Below are 17,025 nucleotides of genomic sequence, written 5' to 3'. Positions count from 1 at the left end.
TTTTTTTGATCTAGTGATAAAAAAATATTTGACAGCTGAGGCCCTCCTCCACAGTCTGAGAGCCACAGGGAGGACCCCATGAACACTGAAATGCTCAGCACAGGCACGGCCTGGGCGGAGACCGGAGATCTGCATGCCTTGATGCGGCGTGCCGCCCGGATCCGCGACACCCACTGGGGGCGCACGGTCACCTATTCGCGCAAGGCCTTCGTGCCGCTGACCAACATGTGCCGCGACACCTGCGGCTACTGCACCTTCGTCAAGCACCCGGATTCGCCGGAGGCCAACATCATGACGCCGGAGCAGGTGCTGGCGACCGCCAGGAAGGGCGAGCGCGAGGGCTGCAAGGAGCTGCTGTTCAGCCTCGGCGAGAAGCCGGAGCTGCGTTATGAGAAGGCGCGCAAGGGGCTGGAACGGCTGGGATATTCCCGCCTCACCGACTACCTGCGCGACATGTGCGAGCTGGTGCTGGAGGAAACCAGCCTGCTGCCGCATGTGAACGCGGGCACGCTGACCGACGACGAGATCGACGTGCTGCGGCCGGTCTCGGCCTCGATGGGGATGATGCTGGAAACCGTCAGCCGCCGCCTGACCCGCAAGGGCCAGCCGCATTACGCCTGCCCCGACAAGGTGCCGGTGCAGCGGCTGCGCACGCTGGAGCGGGCGGGGCAGAAACAGGTGCCCTTTACCACTGGCCTGTTGATCGGCATCGGCGAGAGCTTTGCCGAGCGGATCCAGGCGCTGCATGCGATCAACGCGGCGCACGCCCGCCACGGCCATATACAAGAGGTCATCATCCAGAACTTCCAGCGCAAGCCGGATATCGAGATGGCCAACCACCCGGAGCCCTCGCTGGAGGACATGCTGCGCACCATCGCGGCGGCGCGGATCATCCTGGCGCCGGAGATCAGCCTGCAGGCGCCCCCGAACCTCAGCGCGCGCCACATCGCCTACCTGGAAGCGGGCATCAACGACTGGGGTGGGATTTCCCCCGTGACCATCGACTTCATCAATCCCCAGCATGAATGGCCGGAGATCCGCGCGCTGGCGCAGTCCAGCACCCAGGCCGGGTTCGAGCTGCGCGAGCGGCTGACCGTCTACCCCCGCTACCTGACCCGCGATCAGGACTTCATCAACCCCGCCATTCTGGCCCGTGCCGCAGGCATGGCCGGGGCTGGCGGGCTGGCCCGCGATCAACGCCACATCGGAGAGACAGCATGACCCTTCAGCCCGCATCCGAGAAGTTTGCCGCCCCGCCTGCCGCTCTGCCCGCGGCCGTCGCCGGGGCCTCCGCCCCTATCCGCTCCATCCTGGAAATGGCGCTGGAAGGCGGCGAGGTGTCCGAGGCGGAAGGCGTCGAGCTGTTCCGCACCAGTGGCGCCGATGCCGAGGCAGTCTATGCCACCGCGGACGAGCTGCGCCGCCGCGCCAATGGCGACCACGTCTCCTTTGTGGTGAACCGCAACATCAACTTCACCAACATCTGCTACATGGGCTGCCGTTTCTGCGGCTTTGCCAAGCGATCCAAGGACAAGAACGCCGAGTGGCTGGAGCCTGAGCAGATCGTCGAGCGCGCCCAGCAGGCCTGGGACCGCGGCGCGACCGAGGTCTGCATTCAGGGCGGGCTGCACCCCAAGATGGAAGGCACCTATTACCGGGACATCGTGCGCGCCATCAAGGCCGCACTCCCGGACATGCACATCCACGCCTTCTCGCCGTTTGAGATCTGGTATGGCGCGTCCAAGACCAAGATGTCCTACCACGATTTTCTGGCGGATCTGAAGGAGGCGGGCCTCGGCTCGATGCCGGGCACCGCGGCGGAGATCCTTGATACCGAAGTGCGGATGCAGCTCACCAAGAACAAGCTGAGCGCCGAGAAATGGGTCGAGATCATCCGCGCCGCGCATGAGGTCGGTATCCCGACCACCGCCACCATCATGTACGGCCACATCGACGCGCCCGAGCATTGGGCCGCCCACATCCGGCTGCTGCGCGACATCCAGAAGGACACCGGTGGCTTTACCGAGTTGGTGCCGCTGTCCTTCGTGCACACGGAATCGCCGCTATGGGCCAAGAACCCGGACAAGGTGCGCCCCGGCCCGACCGCGCTGGAGGTGGACCTGATGCATGCGGTCTCGCGAATCATGCTGCACGGCTGGATCGACAACATCCAGGTCAGCTGGACCAAGCTGGGCGCGGCCCGCGCACAGCAGATGCTGTCACGCGGCGTCAACGATCTGGGCGGCACGCTGATGAACGAGAGCATTTCGCGGGCGGCCGGCTCGGACCACGGGCAGGAGATCACGGCGCGCGAACTGACCCAGATCATCCGCGCTGCGGGCCGGGTGCCGGTGCGCCGCAACACCATCTATGAAATCCGCGACATCTATGATGACCACGACCCGGAGGAGCTGGCACCGCTGGTGGACCGTCAGGGCCGCAACCCGCTGGATTTCCTTGATATGTTCCCCGAACGCAACGCGCTGGAGGCAGCGGAATGAGCGGCGCGGCGAAGCATAAGGTCACCCTGCTGGCGGGCGGCGTCGGCGGGGCCAAGATGGCCGAGGGGCTGGCGGCGCTGCCGGATGTGGAGCTGTCGGTGATCGGCAATGTCGCCGATGACGACGAATTTCACGGGCTGTGGGTCTCGCCCGATATCGACACGCTGACCTACAGCCTGGCGGATGTGATCGACCGCAACCAGGGCTGGGGCGTGGCGGATGAAAGCCACCGGGCGCTGGACACGCTGACAAGGCTCGGCAATGACACCTGGATGTCGCTGGGCGACCGCGACTTTGGCCTGCACATCCACCGCACCATGCGGCGGCTGCGCGGCGAGCGGCCCAGCGTGATCGCCCGCGACGTGGCACGCGCCTTTGGGGTCGCGGCAGAGATCCTGCTGCCCACGGACGACCGGGTGCAGACCCGGGTGCGGACCGATGCGGGCTGGCTCAGCTTTCAGGAATATTTCGTGCGCGAACGCTGCGCGCCCGAAGTGCGCGAGCTGGCCTTTGACGGCATCGAACAGGCCCGCCCCACGCCAGAGGCGCTGGCGGCGATTGCCGGGGCGGATCTGATCGTGATCGCGCCCTCGAACCCGCTGGTCAGCATCGCACCGCTGCTGGAGACCCCGGGCATCCGGGACGCGGTGCGCGCCGCGCCCGCCTTCAAGGTGGCGGTCAGCCCCTTCATCGAGGGCAAGGTGGTCAAGGGACCGGCCGACCGGATGATGGCGGCTCTGGGGCTGCGCGCGGATGCGGCGGGCGTCGCCGAACGTTATGCCGGTGTCGCGCAGACCTTGGTGATCGACCATCAGGACGAGGGTCTGGGCGATGAGATCCGCGCCCATGGCATGACGCCGATCTGCGCCCATATCCTGATGAAGGACAAGGCCGACAAGGCCCGGCTGGCGCGCGAGGTGGTCGACCTGTGCCTGGCCCCCGCAGCGGCGGAGGCCGTGGCATGAGCACCGCGGCCCGCAGCGACAAGCGGCTGGTGGTGATCCCGATGAAGGATCCCGCCCGCGCCAAGACCCGGCTGGACCCGACGCTGAGCCCCGAGCGGCGCGCAACGCTGGCGCTGACCCTGTTCCGCGCCACGGTGGCCCGTGCGCAGGAGGCGCTGGCACTGCTGCCCGGCGGCGGGGTGGAGATCGCGGTCGTGACCTCCAGCCCGAAGATCACCCGGCTGGCCCGTGCCATGGGGCTGATCCTGATCGACGAGGGCGCCCCCCGCGGCCTGTCGGAGGCGCTGGAGACGGCGGCGGATTGGGCTGCGGGCCGCGGCTACGGCGCGATCTGCGTCCTGCCCGGTGATCTCGCGGCCCCCAAACCGACTGAGCTGGCCCGGCTGCTGGCGCATGATCTGAGCGGCGGCCAGATGGTGCTGTGCCCGGCCGAGGATCTGGGCACCAACGCCCTATTGGCGCCGCTGCCCTGCCCGTTCCGCTTTGCCTACGGAGTGAAATCCGTGGTTGCCCACCGGCAGGCGGCCGAGGCCGCCGGCCTGTGTCCGGTGATGCTGCCGCTGGCCAGCCTGCGGGCGGATGTCGACACCGCAGATGACCTTCAGCATCTGCTGGCGCATCAGCCGCAGCTGCTGATGCAGGAGGCCGCGCGATGAGCCTGTCCGTTTCCCTCACCGCCATTCCCGGCATCCCCGACATCCAGAACGGCGACGATCTGGCTGCGGTGCTGGGCGACTGCATGGAACAGGCCGGGCTGGTACCGCAGCAGGGCGACATCCTGTGCATCGCGCAAAAGGTCTTCTCCAAGGCCGAGGGCTGCATCATTCCGCTGTCCACGGTCACGCCCTCGGCTGAAGCGATCAAATACGGCGAGGAGCTGAACAAGGATCCCCGCAAGGTCGAGATCGTGCTGCGCGAAAGCACCCGCGTGGTGCGCGCCTTCCGCCGCCCCGATCAGGTCAGCGGCACGATGATCTGCGAGCACCGGCTGGGGTTCATCTCGGCCAATGCCGCTGTGGATGAATCCAATTTCGGCGAGGAGGACGCCGCCATGGTGCTGCCCGCCGACCCGGACGCCAGCTGCGCCCGCATTCAGCAGGCCTTTGCAGACCGCTTTGGCGTGCAGACCGGCGTGGTGATGACCGACACCTTCGGCCGCCCCTGGCGGCTGGGCCAGATCAACGTCGCGATCGGCCTGTCGAAAGTGCCTGCCACCATTCAGGAACAGGGCAACCTCGACGCCTGGGGCCGCCCCCTGATGGTCACCGAACCGGCGCTGGCGGATGAGATCGCCGCCGCCTCGGGGCTGGTGGTGCGCAAGAACGGAAAAACACCGGCGGTGCTGCTGCGGGGGCTGGAGTGGCAGCCGACCGACAGCCGTGGCGCCGACATAATACGGAAAAAACAGGAGGATATGTTCAGATGAAAATCGCAATCATTGGCGGCACCGGGCCGCAGGGCCAGGGTCTGGCGCTGCGCTTTGCCCGCGCCGGGATCGCCGTGGCGCTGGGGTCGCGCGATGGCGCGCGCAGTGCAGGCATCGCCGCCGACCTGATGGCCAAGCTGCCCGAAGGCGCCGCGAAGATCGAGGGGCTGGACAACGAGGCCGCCACCAAGGCCGCCGATGAAATGGTGATCCTCGCGGTGCCGTTCTCGGCCCATAATGCCACGCTCACGGCGCTGAAGCCGCATCTGGCCGGCAAGATCCTGGTCGACATCGTGGTACCGCTGAAAGAGGGCGACCCCAAGAAGGTGGACATGCCGCCCGAAGGCTCCGCCACCGAGGCTGCGCAGGCGCTGCTGGGCGGTGACATCCCGGTGATCGGCGCGCTGCACAATGTCTCGGCCACCACGCTGAACAACCTCGACTGGCCGATCAACTGCGACATCCTGGTCTGCGGCAACAGCCTGCCCGCCCGCAAGAAGGTGATCGAGCTGGTCCGCGCGCTGGACGTCGAGGCCTACAACGCCGGCGACGCCGAGGCCGCCCGCTGCATCGAGGCGATCACCCCGATCCTGATCCGCCAGAACATTTCCAAGGCAGTGCCCTTTACCCACGCTGGTATCCGCATCTGCCCGCCCGAACACTAAGATTCCAACAGGGAGAAAACACAAATGGAATTCGGTATTTGCTTCAAAGGCTTCGTTGAGCCCGACCGCGCCCGCGCCCTGGTCCGCCAGGCCGAGAACGCAGGCTTCACCTACTGCTGGTTCTACGACAGCCACATCCTGTGGCGCGAAAGCTTCGTCGCCATGGCGATGTGCATGGAACACACCAAGAAGATGCGCTTTGGCCCGCTGGTGACCAACCCGAACTCGCGCGAGTGGTCGGTGGCGGCCTCGCTGTTCGGCTCGCTGGCAAAACAGTCGAACGGCCGCTTCGACATCGGCCTCGGCCGCGGCGACAGCGCCGTGCGGGTGATGGGCAAAAAGCCCTCGACCATCAAGCGGATGGAAGAATTTACCCATGTGGTGAAATCGCTGATCCGCGGCGAGGAAGTGCAGTACGGCGAATGCCCCGAGCCGGTGAAATTCCCCTGGGCCCAGGGCTATGAGCTGCCGGTCTGGATCGGCGCCTACGGCCCCAAGGCGCTGGCCTCGGCGGGCAAGGTCGGCGACGGCGTGGTGCTGCAGATCGCGGAACCCAAGATCGTCAAATGGCTGGCAGATCAGGCCAAGGCCGGCGGCGAAGCGGAAGGCCGCGACATGTCGAACTACCGCGTGATGGCGGCCGCGCCCGCGCACACCGGCCCGATTGAGGAAGGCATCGAGAAGACCAAGTGGTTCCCCGCCATGGTCGGCAACCATGTCGCTGACATCGTGGAGAAATACGGCACCGATGGCGATCACGTGCCGACCAGCCTGACCGACTATATCAAGAACCGCAAAGGCTACGACTACTCCAAGCACGGCCAGAGCGATAACCCCTACCTGGACTTCATCACCGAAGACATCGTGAAAAGCTTCTGCGTGCTGGGCACCCCGGATGAGCATATCGCCAAGATCCGCGATCTGGCCGATGCCGGCACCACCCAGTTCAACATCTACCTGGACAGCGGCGACGAGGAAAAGATCATCGCTGACTACGGCGAAAAGATCATCCCCGCTTTCCGCTGAAGTCTCTCCCTCCTGCCCGGACAGATCCCCGCCGGGCAGGGGCATCCGGCGGGCAGCCCCCACTGCCCGCCGCTTTTACCGGCCCCGGGACACCGGCAAAGATGATAGTTTAGTGATATCGCCCGCCTTCCCGGCGCAACCGCTGGCACTGGGATTTGACTTGTGCCAATAGGGCGCCACACTGATTTTTTGAAACTGGCGGATTTTGCATGGCGCGCATGGCAGCTGAAAAGCCCAAGACTCGGATCCAGCGGAAAAAGACCGAACAGATCCTCGCTTCTGCGCTGGAGGTATTTGCCCAGCACGGGTCGTCCGGCGCGTCGATCAACCTGATCGCCAAGAACGCCGGGCTGACGACGCCCAACCTGCTGTATTACTTCGAGAGCAAGGACGCGATCCGCCGCGAATTGCTGTCGCGCACGCTGCAGTTGTGGATGGCGCCCCTGAACATGCTGAGCCCGCATGGCGACCCGATCGACGAGATCCGCCAATACATCCGCCGCAAGCTGGAAATCTCCAAGAATTTCCCCAAGGAAAGCAAGTTCTTCGCCAACGAGGTGCTGAGCGGCCTGCCGCAGTCCCACAGCGAGATCTTCGGCCCGCTGAAAGAGCTGTACAACGCCAAGATCATGGTGCTGGAGGACTGGATGCGCGACGGACGGATCAACACCACCGACCCGCACCACCTGCTGTTCTCGATCTGGGCGACGACGCAGCACTATGCCGATTTCGATGTCCAGATCGAGGAAATCGCCCCCGCCAAGGCGCAGAACCGCTACGCCGAGGCCGAAAGCTTCCTGTTGGAAATGTACGGCAAGCTGCTGACACCAACCGACACCTGACCCCGGGGCTGCCCGGCCCATGGGCCGCGTCAGGGGATGCGGGCGCGGTCGATGAACTTGCGCAGCGCAAAGCGCGAGCGCACGGCGCGAATGCCGGAAATCCTGAGCAGCTTGGTCTGCAGGAAGGTCTCGAATTCCTCCAGGCTTCCGACCACGATCTCCAGCAGGAAGTCCTGTGCCCCGGTCATCAATGTGCCGGTGATCACCTCGTCGAAGCGGCTGACTTTCTTCTGGAATTCCGCGATCTCGTCACCGTCCTGGCGCTCCAGTTCGACCGAGACAAAGGCGGTGATGCCAAAGCCCGCCGCCTTGCGGTCGATGCGCGCCATGTAGCCGGAAATCAGCCCGCTTTCCTCCAGCCGCTGCAGGCGCCGCTTGCAGGGGGTCTGCGACAGGCCAACCCGCGCCGCCAACTGCACCAATGGCATACGCCCATCGTCGCGCAGGGCGCGAAGTATCTCCCGGTCCACTTGATCAGTAGTGTTTTCAGCCACAAATTTTCGCCTTTATAGCGGATTTCACTCTATTTTTGCTGTCTTACCCCCGGATTCGAGATTTTTCAACCAGCAGGGTTTGCTAATCTGGTGGGAACGGCGCAGGTGCGCGCGGTCCGCCGCACGCCCGCCCCGGATGCATCCAGACCAAAGAGGATCCGCATGAGTGATGACTTTCCGCCGCTATCGCTGAATGTGCCAGAACCGGGCTGCCGTCCGGGCGACACGCCTGACTTCTCCGATTTCGAGATCCCGCGCGCAGGCGCCGTGAAGCGCCCGCCGGTCGATGTAGAACCCGACGAAATCCGCGAAATGGCTTTTTCCATCGTGCGGGTGCTGAACAAGGACGGCGAGGCAGTGGGCGACTGGGCCGGGGCGCTGACACCCGACGAACTCCGCGAGGGCCTGCGCCACATGCTAACCCTGCGCGCCTTTGATGCGCGGATGCTGATCGCCCAGCGCCAGGGCAAGACCAGCTTCTACATGCAGCATCTGGGCGAGGAAGCCGTCGCCTGCGCCTTCTCGCGCGCCTTGCAGCCTGGGGACATGAACTTTCCCACCTACCGGCAGGCGGGGCTGCTGATCGCCGGCGGCTATCCGATGCTGACGATGATGAATCAGATCTACTCCAACGCCGAAGATCCGCTGCACGGCCGCCAGCTGCCGATCATGTATTCCTCCAAGGAGCACGGGTTCTTCTCGATCTCCGGCAACCTCGGCACCCAGTTCGTGCAGTCGGTTGGCTGGGCGATGGCCTCGGCCATTTCCGGCGATACCAAGATCGCAACCGGCTGGATCGGCGACGGCTCCACCGCGGAGAGCGATTTCCACTCCGCCATGGTGTTTGCCTCGACCTATGACGCGCCGGTGGTTCTGAACATCGTCAACAACCAGTGGGCCATCTCGACCTTCCAGGGCATTGCCCGCGGGGGCGTCGGCACCTTTGCGGCGCGCGGCCACGGTTTTGGCATCGCCTCGATCCGGGTGGATGGCAATGACTACCTGGCCGTGCATGCGGTGGCGAAATGGGCGGCTGAGCGCGCGCGGCGCGGGCTGGGGCCAACCCTAATCGAACATGTAACCTACCGCGCCGGCGGCCATTCCACCAGCGATGACCCCTCTGCCTACCGCGACAAGAACGAAGCCGCCGCCTGGCCGCTGGGCGATCCGATCGAGCGGCTGAAAAAGCACCTCATCACCATCGGGGAATGGAGCGAGGAGCGCCACAAGCAGGCCGAAGCCGAGGTGATGGACACGGTGATCGCCACCCAGAAACAGGCCGAGGCCATCGGCACCCTGGGCGACGGCCAGGCCCCCAGCCCGCGCGACATGTTCGAGGGTGTATATGAAACCATGCCGCCGCATCTGATCCGGCAGCGCCAGGAAGCGGGGTACTGAGATGGCCAGCATGACCATGATCGAAGCCATCCGCGAGGCCCATGACGTCGCCATGGCAGCGGACGACCGGGTCGTCGTCTTTGGCGAGGACGTCGGATTTTTCGGCGGCGTGTTCCGCTGCACGGCGGGCTTGCAGGCGAAATACGGCAAATCGCGCTGCTTTGACACGCCGATCAACGAATCCGGCATCGTCGGCACCGCCATCGGCATGGCCGCCTACGGGCTGAAGCCGGTGATCGAAATCCAGTTCGCCGATTACGTCTATCCCGCCTATGACCAGATCGTATCCGAGGCGGCGCGGCTGCGGCACCGCTCCAACGCCGATTTCACCTGCCCGATCGTGATCCGCATGCCCACCGGCGGCGGCATCTTCGGCGGCCAGACCCACAGCCAGAGCCCGGAGGCGCTGTTCACCCATGTCTCCGGTCTGAAGGTGGTGGTGCCCTCCAACCCGCGCGACGCCAAGGGGCTGCTGCTGGCCTCGATCGAGGATCCCGACCCGGTGATCTTCCTCGAACCCAAGCGGCTTTATAACGGGCCGTTTGACGGCTACCACGACCGCCCCGTCACCAGCTGGAAGAAACACCCCAAGGGCGAGGTGCCGGAGGGCAACGAGACCGTACCGCTGGGCAAGGCCAGCATCGCCCGCGAGGGGTCGGATGTGACGGTTCTGGCCTATGGCACGATGGTTTACGTGGCCGAAGCCGCCGCCGAGGCCACCGGCGTTGATGCCGAGGTGATCGACCTTCGCACCCTGCTTCCGCTGGATCTGGACACCATCACCGCCTCGGTCGAGAAGACCGGCCGCTGCGTGATCGTGCATGAGGCCACCCGCACCTCCGGCTTTGGCGCAGAACTGATGAGCCAGGTGCAAGAGGCCTGTTTCTACCACCTCGAGGCACCGATGATCCGCGTAACCGGCTGGGACACGCCCTATCCGCACGCGCAGGAGTGGGACTATTTCCCCGGCCCGGACCGGGTGGGCGAGGCATTGAAAAAAGTGATGGAGGGCTGACACGATGGGTGTTTATGCCATGCGCCTCCCCGATGTGGGGGAAGGCATTGCCGAGGCCGAGCTGACCGAATGGCACGTGAAGCCCGGCGACTTCGTGCGCGAGGATGACGTTCTGGCGGCGGTGATGACGGACAAGGCCGCGGTCGAGGTGCCCTCGGCCGTGGCGGGCAAGGTGCTGGAGCTGGGCGGCGAGATCGGCGAGATGATGGCGATCGGCTCGGTGCTGATCCGCATCGAGGTCGATGGCGACGGCAACGAAAGCGCCGATGCCGCCGCGGCGGCGCAGGCCGCCAAACCTGCCGCCGCCAAACCCGCCGACCCGGAAGAGGCCGAGGCAGCCCCGGAGCCGGAGGACAAACCCGCTGCCGCACCCGCAGCCCCGGCCCCGCTTGCCGCCCCTGCGGCCAAGAAACCCGGCCACCGGCTGCCGCGCCCGGAAGGCGCCAAGCCGCTGGCGGCACCCTCGGTGCGGGCGCGGGCGCGCTCGGAAGGGGTGGATCTGCGCCACGTGCCGGGCACCGGCCCCGGCGGGCGCATCAGCCACGAGGATCTCGACAACTGGATCGCCTCGGGCGGCATCCAGCAGGGCAGCGTCAAACGCGGCCGCAATACCGGCGTCGAGGAAATCCGCGTCATCGGCATGCGCCGCAAGATCGCCGAGAAGATGGCGCTGTCGAAACGGCAGATCCCGCATATCACCATCGTCGAAGAGGTCGAGATGGGCGCGCTGGAAGACCTGCGCGCGGCGCTGAACAAGAAGCACGCGGGCGACCGCCCCAAGCTGACGCTGCTGCCCTTCCTGATGCGCGCAATCGTCGAGGCGGTGCGCGAGCAACCCGGCCTGAACGCGCGTTTTGACGACGAGGCCGGGGTGATCCACCGCCACGGCGGCGTGCACATCGGCATTGCCACCCAGACGCCGCAGGGGCTGAACGTGCCGGTCGTGCACCACGCCGAGGCGGGCAGCCTTTGGGACAACGCCGGTGAACTGGCCCGCCTGGCCGAGGCGGCGCGCGAAGGCTCCATCAAGCGCGAGGAGCTGTCGGGCGGCACCATCACCATCACCTCGCTCGGGGCGTTGGGGGCGATTGCCACCACCCCGATCATCAACCACCCGGAGGTGGCGATCGTCGGCGTCAACAAGATGCAGATCCGCCCCGTCTGGGACGGCCAGCAGTTCCAGCCGCGCAAGATGATGAACCTGTCCTGCTCCTTCGACCACCGCGTTGTCGATGGCTGGGATGCCGCGGTGTTCGTGCAGAAACTGAAAACCCTGCTGGAATCTCCGGCAATGCTGTTTGTCGAGGGCTGAATGACTGATCTGAAATGTAAACTGCTGATCATCGGTGCCGGGCCCGGCGGCTATGTCTGCGCCATCCGCGCAGGCCAGCTGGGCATCGACACCATCGTGGTGGACGAGGCCGCCCCAGGCGGCACCTGCCTGAACGTGGGCTGCATCCCCTCCAAGGCGCTGATCCACGCGGCCGATGAATTCCACAAGATCGCCCATGCGGGCAGCGGCCCGCTGGGCATCACCGCAGGCGCGCCGCAGATCGATCTGGGCAAGACGGTAGCGTGGAAAGACGGCATCGTGCAGCGGCTGACCGGCGGCGTGGCCGGGCTGATGCGCAAGGCCGGCGCCAAGCTGGTCGAGGGCCGCGCCCGCTTCCTGGATGGCAAGACGGTGCTGGTGCGCAACGGCGAGACCGAGACCCGAATCCGCGCCGAGCGCATCGTGATTGCCTCCGGCTCGGCCCCCGTGGAGCTGCCCTTCCTGCCCTTTGGCGGCGACATCCTGTCCTCCACCGCGGCGCTGGCGCTGACGGAGGTGCCCAAAACCCTCGCCGTGGTCGGTGCCGGCTATATCGGGCTGGAACTGGGCACGGTCTTTGCCAAGCTCGGCACCAAGGTCACCATCGTCGAGGCCGAGGGCAGCATCCTGCCCGCCTACGACAAGGCGCTGACCCGCCCGGTGGCCAAGCGGCTGGAAGAGCTGGGCGTCACCGTGCTGATCGGCGCCAAGGCCAGTGGCCATGCGGACGGCGTGCTGGCAACCAGCGCGGGCGAGGTCGCGGCGGAGAAGGTGCTGGTCACCGTCGGCCGTCGCCCCCGCACGGTCGGCATCGGCATTGATGAGCTGGCGCTGACCCTGAACGGGCCGTTCGTTCGCATCGACAAGACCTGCCAGACTTCGATGCGCGGGATCTACGCCATCGGCGACGTGACCGGCGAGCCGATGCTGGCCCATCGCGCCATGGCGCAGGGCGAGATGGTTGCCGAACATGTCGCGGGCCACGCGGTCGAATGGGACAAGCGCGCGATCCCCGCGGTCTGCTTCACCGACCCCGAGATCGTCACCTGCGGTGCGCTGCCGGGCGAGGTCGAAGGCACCAAGGCAACCGACTTCCCCTTTGCCGCCAATGGCCGCGCCATGACCACCGAGCGCGAGGATGGCTTCATCCGCGTCGTCTGGCGCGAGGCGGATCACGCGGTGCTGGGTATTCAGGCAGTCGGTGCCGGGATTTCCGAGATGTCGGCGGCCTTCTCGCTGGCCATCGAAATGGGCGCCTGCCTTGAGGACATCGGATCCACCATCCACGCGCACCCGACCCAGTCCGAAGGTCTGCAGGAAGCCTGCCTGCGCGCCTTGGGTCACGCGCTGCATATCTGACGGGGGCCGCCGCAGCCCGTCCATGGAACGAGGCCGGGGCGCTGGACTGCGCCCCGGCCTTTCTTGCTTGCATAGACCCTGTTACTCGCCCGGAACCGCCTGCAGCTCCGGCTCATCGTGATGGTGATGCGCCTTCACAGGCCGCATGAACAGGTTGGCAAAGAAGGCCACCACCAGCAGCGCCGCCATGCAGTACATGGTGGTGTTGTAGAGGCTCGGCGTCGGATCGACGGTGCCCGCGGGGGCGATCTCCATCAGCTTGGCGATGGTCACGGTCTTGGCCGCCACCAGCTGGTCCAGCTGCGTCACCGGGGCGCCGAACTTCTCGGCAAAGGCGGCGGGGTCGATCTTGGCCACCAGGTCCTGCACCGCGCTGTTCACCGACATCTGCCGCAGCGAGGTGATGGCCAGCGGCCCCAACACGCCCGCGGTCGACCAGGCGGTCAGCAGGCGGCCGTGGATGCCGCCCACATGCATGGTGCCGAACATATCCGCCAGATAGGCCGGGATGGTGGCAAAGCCGCCGCCATACATCGAGAAGATCAGCATCGTCGCAAGGTAGAAGCCGCCGAGATACAGCAGCGAGGGGTTGGCCGCCGCCGCAGAGGCGAAATAGGGGATCGACAGGTACAGCGCCGTGCCCAGCACGAAGAAGCACATGTAGGTCGCCTTGCGCCCGATGTAGTCCGAGGTCGAGGCCCAGAAGAACCGCCCGACCATGTTGAAGACCGAAATCATCAGCACGTAGGTCGAGGCAAAGGCCGCGGTCGCCACCAAAGGCATGACCGAGCCGAAGATCTCGGACATCATGGTCTTGGCGACGCCGATCACGCCGATGCCGGCGGTCACGTTGAAGCACAGCATCACCCACAGCTGCCAGAACTGCGGCGTCTTCAGCGCCTGGTCGATATGCACGTTGTTCTGCGTCACCAGTCCCGAGGCCGCGGGCTTTGGCGCCCAGCCTTCAGGGGCCCAGTCCTTGGCCGGAACCCGGTACTGGAAGGCGGCCAGGATCATCACCACGAAATAGACGATGCCCAGCGTCATGAAGGTCTGCGCTGCACCGGTGCTGCCGGTGCCGACCACATAGGCGCCCGCTTCGCCGCCGAAGGGAGCCGCCTGCGCGGCGCTGGCGATCACCACCTCGACCTTGCCCTGCGCGGTTTCGGCAAAGACCCGGCCGCCTTCGACCACGGTCTGCACCGCATCCTGCGCGCCCAGGTAGGTCGGCGCGGTGGAAAACAGGTCCAGCAGCCAGCCCTTGACCGGGGCCGCGATCATCGCGCCGCCGCCAAAGCCCATGATCGCCATGCCGGTGGCCATGCCGCGGCGGTCCGGGAACCAGCGGATCAGCGTCGACACCGGCGAGACATAGCCAAGGCCCAGCCCGCAGCCGCCCAGCACCCCGTAGCCGAGGTAGACCAGCCACAGCTGATGGCTGGAGATGCCGAAGGAGCCGACGATGAAGCCGCCGCCCCAGAGGATCGCCGCCACGACGCCGACCATGCGGGGGCCGACTTCCTCGAGCCACTTGCCCGCAAAAGCGGCCGCGAGGCCGAGACAGACGATCGCGACCGAGAAGATCCAGACCACCGAGCCGAGGCTCCAGTCATCGGCGCTGGAGGCGACAACGCCCAGCTCGCGGGTCAGCGGCGGGTTGAACACCGACCAGGCGTAGACCGAGCCGATGCACAGGTGGATGGCGATGGAAGCCGGCGGCACGCGCCAGCGGTTGAAGCCGGGTTCGGCGATGATGTGGCGTTTGTGCAGAATGCCCAGCCCGCCGGGTGATGGGTTGCTCATGTCGTGTCCTCCCTAGTGCTTGCAGCCGCCGCTGCCGTGCCCCGCGCTCTCCCAAAGCGGCATTTCAGGGACGACATGCGACAGCGTGCTGACGCTTGACAAAGGCGGGGAAGGCCCCAACATGTCAATAAATAATTTAGTGATAACAATGGCTTATCGTGACAATCCGTCCGACAGAGGGGACGCGGAATAGCCCCGATCGGGACATTCTGTCCCGCCGCGGATCAGCCGCCTCGCCGAATTTGCGTCAAAATGTCCGGATCAGCCCTGTTCGGGCTCTGGCAGAAAAATTTCGAAGCGGCTGCCCTGTCCCGGCTCCGAGCGCACGGTGATCTGGCCGCCGGCCCGACTCAGCAATTGCTGGCTGATCGACAGGCCCAGCCCGGTGCCGCGCGCCTGTTTGGTGGTGAAGAAGGGATCGAAGATCCGCCCCAGCACATCCTTGGGAATGCCGGTGCCGCTGTCCTCGACCGCCATCAGCACGCCGCCGCCTTCCGCGTCGCGGGCCTCCAGCCGCAGGGTGCCGCCGCCGGGCATCGCCTGCACCGCGTTGCGGATGAGGTTGACCAGAACCTGCTGCAGCTCGGTCCGCGACATCCGCACCTGCCGCTGGCTGGGCAGATCGGTTTCGACCTCGACCATTGCCTGTTCGATCTGGTGGCGGGTCAGCACCAGGCAGTCGGCCATGACCTTTGCCGGGGAGATCAGCGCCGAGGCACCGGAATATTCCTCGGGGCGGGCAAATTGCAGCAGTTTCGACACGATCACCCCGATCCGGTAGACCTGATCGTCGATCAGCCGGAACTCCTCCTCGACCGGTTTGGCGTGCTCGCCCAGCGTCATCCGCGCAACGTCCAGATTGCCCTGGATCACCGCCACCGGGTTGTTGATCTCATGCGCGACCGAGGCGGTGATTTCGCCCACCGCCGCCAGCTTTTCCGAGATCACCAGCCGCTCGGTGGTCTGCTCCAGCCGCCGGTTGGCCTCGCGCAGGTCGCGCGTGCGCTCCTCCACCTTGGCTTCCAGGCTCTCGCCCCAGTGGCGCAGCTGGCGGTCGCGCTCCTGCAGCTGGTCCAGCAGGTCATCCAGATGCGCCGCCACCTGGGCGATCTCGCCGCCATCACGGGGCTGGGCATTGCGGGCGGTCAGATCGCCCTGCTCCACCCGCGCGATGGTGCGGGTCATCGCCTCCAGCGGCCGGAAGATGCGGCCCGCCCAGCGCAGGAAGATCGGCACCGAAAGCGCCGCGATCAGCAGGAAGGCGGCGGTCAGGCTCAGCACCAGCTCATGCCGGGCCTGGCGGAAGGGGGTTTCCAGAAATCCGACATAGAGCATGCCAACGCGCTCCCCCCGGCTGTCGAGGATCGGCTCATAGGCGGAGATGTACCAGTCATTGACCACGAAGGCGCGGTCGAGCCAGATCTGCCCCTGCCCCAGCACCTGCGCGCGCACCGCGGCGGAAACCCGCGTGCCCAGCGCCCGGACGTTTTCGAACAGGCGCACATTGGTCGAGATCCGGACGTCCTCAAGGAACAGCGTGGCGGTGCCCTGGCTGCCCTCGGGCAGGCCCTGCTCGCGGTAGACCAGCGCGTTGATGGTGTCGATGAAGTCGAGGTTGCGGTTCAGCAGCTTGCCGCCCGCCAGCAGCCGCAGCTGCCCGTCCGGCAGGGTCACCGGCGCGGCGGAGTGGATCACCATGCCGCGGGTCTCTGCCGTGCGGTCCGTCGGCACCGCGGCCTCGGTCGGCACCAGCGGGATGGCGGCGCGGGCGGCAAGGCCCGGCGCCAGCGCGTCGAGCTGGGGGGCTGCAAAGATGTCCACCGCGCTGTGCCACTGCCCGTCCAAAGCGCGGCGCAGCACCGGCCAGTCCGCCGGATCAAAGCCCGCGCGGCCCTCCGGCCCGGCCAGGTACAGGAAATCCAGCCCCAGCCGGAGCCGCTCCTGCTCCAGAAACTCCTGCGCCTGCCCGGAGGCCAGCGCGGTGCGGAAACGCACCGACTGGGCGACCGCGTCCAGCTGCTCGCCCGAGGTGTCGACCAGCCGGGCCAGATACTGGTCGGCGATGGTCAGATCGCCGGTGACCTTGCTGACCAGCAGCCCGTCGACCTTGTCCGACCAGCGCCACATGGTGCCGCCCAGCAGCAAGGGCAACAGCACCAGCATCGGCAGCAGCGCGATGACCAGCAAGCGCACCCGGACGGACCGCAGCATCTGCATCG

15 protein-coding genes are annotated in these 17,025 nt (G+C 66.4%); 12 read left to right on the top strand and 3 right to left on the bottom strand.

What is annotated here, in order from left to right; genetic code table 11:
- Window positions 1-78: 78 nt before the first annotated feature.
- From cofG to ACZ52D_RS09695, 8 genes are all read left to right on the top strand, one after another.
- The gene (gene cofG / locus ACZ52D_RS09730; protein WP_464441192.1) at window positions 79-1,221 is read left to right on the top strand and encodes a 7,8-didemethyl-8-hydroxy-5-deazariboflavin synthase CofG; all 1,143 of its coding nucleotides are present in this window, start codon (window positions 79-81) and stop codon (window positions 1,219-1,221) included.
- Window positions 1,218-2,501, top strand: a complete 1,284-nt coding sequence (gene cofH / locus ACZ52D_RS09725) for a 5-amino-6-(D-ribitylamino)uracil--L-tyrosine 4-hydroxyphenyl transferase CofH (protein WP_464441191.1) — start codon at window positions 1,218-1,220, stop codon at window positions 2,499-2,501. Before cofG ends, cofH begins: the two co-directional genes overlap by 4 nt.
- On the top strand, window positions 2,498-3,466 hold the full coding sequence (cofD, locus tag ACZ52D_RS09720) for a 2-phospho-L-lactate transferase (RefSeq protein WP_464441190.1): 969 nt from the start codon (window positions 2,498-2,500) through the stop codon (window positions 3,464-3,466). The genes cofH and cofD overlap by 4 nt, the downstream gene beginning before the upstream one ends.
- Window positions 3,463-4,122 carry a 2-phospho-L-lactate guanylyltransferase gene (gene cofC, locus ACZ52D_RS09715; protein ID WP_464441189.1) on the top strand — a complete coding sequence of 220 codons (660 nt, stop codon included), beginning with the start codon at window positions 3,463-3,465 and terminating at the stop codon, window positions 4,120-4,122. The genes cofD and cofC overlap by 4 nt, the downstream gene beginning before the upstream one ends.
- On the top strand, window positions 4,119-4,892 hold the full coding sequence (gene cofE, locus ACZ52D_RS09710; protein WP_464441188.1) for a coenzyme F420-0:L-glutamate ligase: 774 nt from the start codon (window positions 4,119-4,121) through the stop codon (window positions 4,890-4,892). Before cofC ends, cofE begins: the two co-directional genes overlap by 4 nt.
- Window positions 4,889-5,557 carry an NADPH-dependent F420 reductase gene (gene npdG / locus ACZ52D_RS09705; RefSeq protein ID WP_464441187.1) on the top strand — a complete coding sequence of 223 codons (669 nt, stop codon included), beginning with the start codon at window positions 4,889-4,891 and terminating at the stop codon, window positions 5,555-5,557. The genes cofE and npdG overlap by 4 nt, the downstream gene beginning before the upstream one ends.
- Window positions 5,558-5,581: 24 nt before the next feature.
- A complete protein-coding gene (locus ACZ52D_RS09700; protein ID WP_464441186.1) occupies window positions 5,582-6,583 on the top strand; it encodes a TIGR03842 family LLM class F420-dependent oxidoreductase in 1,002 nt (333 codons plus the stop codon).
- A gap of 209 nt (window positions 6,584-6,792) precedes the next feature.
- Window positions 6,793-7,425, top strand: a complete 633-nt coding sequence (locus tag ACZ52D_RS09695) for a TetR family transcriptional regulator C-terminal domain-containing protein (protein ID WP_369925094.1) — start codon at window positions 6,793-6,795, stop codon at window positions 7,423-7,425.
- 29 nt (window positions 7,426-7,454) lie between these two features.
- Here ACZ52D_RS09695 and ACZ52D_RS09690 read toward each other — a convergent pair whose 3' ends face one another.
- Window positions 7,455-7,919: an Lrp/AsnC family transcriptional regulator gene (locus ACZ52D_RS09690; RefSeq protein ID WP_464441185.1), complete on the bottom strand. Its 465-nt coding sequence runs from the start codon at window positions 7,917-7,919 to the stop codon at window positions 7,455-7,457.
- A 162-nt stretch (window positions 7,920-8,081) separates the two neighbouring features.
- On the opposite strand from ACZ52D_RS09690, the gene ACZ52D_RS09685 reads away from it, so the two are divergent.
- From ACZ52D_RS09685 to lpdA, 4 genes are read left to right on the top strand one after another with little or no spacing between them, the layout of a single operon-like run.
- On the top strand, window positions 8,082-9,317 hold the full coding sequence (locus ACZ52D_RS09685; RefSeq protein ID WP_464441184.1) for a thiamine pyrophosphate-dependent enzyme: 1,236 nt from the start codon (window positions 8,082-8,084) through the stop codon (window positions 9,315-9,317).
- Window position 9,318: 1 nt separating this feature from the next.
- Window positions 9,319-10,332 carry an alpha-ketoacid dehydrogenase subunit beta gene (locus ACZ52D_RS09680; protein ID WP_464441183.1) on the top strand — a complete coding sequence of 338 codons (1,014 nt, stop codon included), beginning with the start codon at window positions 9,319-9,321 and terminating at the stop codon, window positions 10,330-10,332.
- Window positions 10,333-10,336: 4 nt separating this feature from the next.
- Window positions 10,337-11,644: a dihydrolipoamide acetyltransferase family protein gene (locus ACZ52D_RS09675; protein WP_464441182.1), complete on the top strand. Its 1,308-nt coding sequence runs from the start codon at window positions 10,337-10,339 to the stop codon at window positions 11,642-11,644.
- Complete coding sequence (gene lpdA, locus ACZ52D_RS09670) at window positions 11,645-13,003, top strand: dihydrolipoyl dehydrogenase (protein WP_464441181.1); 1,359 nt, start codon at window positions 11,645-11,647, stop codon at window positions 13,001-13,003.
- Window positions 13,004-13,084: 81 nt separating this feature from the next.
- Here the strand turns inward: lpdA and ACZ52D_RS09665 are convergent, their stop codons facing one another.
- Window positions 13,085-14,806, bottom strand: a complete 1,722-nt coding sequence (locus ACZ52D_RS09665; RefSeq protein ID WP_464441180.1) for an OFA family MFS transporter — start codon at window positions 14,804-14,806, stop codon at window positions 13,085-13,087.
- 261 nt (window positions 14,807-15,067) lie between these two features.
- Window positions 15,068-17,017 (bottom strand): sensor histidine kinase, encoded by a 1,950-nt coding sequence (locus ACZ52D_RS09660; RefSeq protein WP_464441179.1) that lies wholly within the window; start codon window positions 17,015-17,017, stop codon window positions 15,068-15,070.
- Window positions 17,018-17,025: the final 8 nt, after the last annotated feature.

It is taken from the genome of Leisingera sp. S2M4, from assembly GCF_055398055.1.
This window is presented reverse-complemented; position numbering and strand designations above follow the sequence as displayed.

Excerpts from the sequence above, each read along its gene's own strand:
- ACZ52D_RS09680 (WP_464441183.1), top strand. The coding sequence starts at position 9,319 with ATGGCCAGCATGACCATGATCGAAGCCATCCGCGAGGCCCATGACGTC.
- lpdA (WP_464441181.1), top strand. The coding sequence starts at position 11,645 with ATGACTGATCTGAAATGTAAACTGCTGATCATCGGTGCCGGGCCCGGC.
- ACZ52D_RS09675 (WP_464441182.1), top strand. The coding sequence starts at position 10,337 with ATGGGTGTTTATGCCATGCGCCTCCCCGATGTGGGGGAAGGCATTGCC.
- ACZ52D_RS09700 (WP_464441186.1), top strand. The coding sequence starts at position 5,582 with ATGGAATTCGGTATTTGCTTCAAAGGCTTCGTTGAGCCCGACCGCGCC.
- cofE (WP_464441188.1), top strand. The coding sequence starts at position 4,119 with ATGAGCCTGTCCGTTTCCCTCACCGCCATTCCCGGCATCCCCGACATC.
- cofG (WP_464441192.1), top strand. The coding sequence starts at position 79 with ATGAACACTGAAATGCTCAGCACAGGCACGGCCTGGGCGGAGACCGGA.
- cofH (WP_464441191.1), top strand. The coding sequence starts at position 1,218 with ATGACCCTTCAGCCCGCATCCGAGAAGTTTGCCGCCCCGCCTGCCGCT.
- ACZ52D_RS09660 (WP_464441179.1), bottom strand. The coding sequence starts at position 17,017 with ATGCTGCGGTCCGTCCGGGTGCGCTTGCTGGTCATCGCGCTGCTGCCG.
- ACZ52D_RS09685 (WP_464441184.1), top strand. The coding sequence starts at position 8,082 with ATGAGTGATGACTTTCCGCCGCTATCGCTGAATGTGCCAGAACCGGGC.
- ACZ52D_RS09695 (WP_369925094.1), top strand. The coding sequence starts at position 6,793 with ATGGCGCGCATGGCAGCTGAAAAGCCCAAGACTCGGATCCAGCGGAAA.
- ACZ52D_RS09665 (WP_464441180.1), bottom strand. The coding sequence starts at position 14,806 with ATGAGCAACCCATCACCCGGCGGGCTGGGCATTCTGCACAAACGCCAC.
- cofC (WP_464441189.1), top strand. The coding sequence starts at position 3,463 with ATGAGCACCGCGGCCCGCAGCGACAAGCGGCTGGTGGTGATCCCGATG.
- cofD (WP_464441190.1), top strand. The coding sequence starts at position 2,498 with ATGAGCGGCGCGGCGAAGCATAAGGTCACCCTGCTGGCGGGCGGCGTC.
- npdG (WP_464441187.1), top strand. The coding sequence starts at position 4,889 with ATGAAAATCGCAATCATTGGCGGCACCGGGCCGCAGGGCCAGGGTCTG.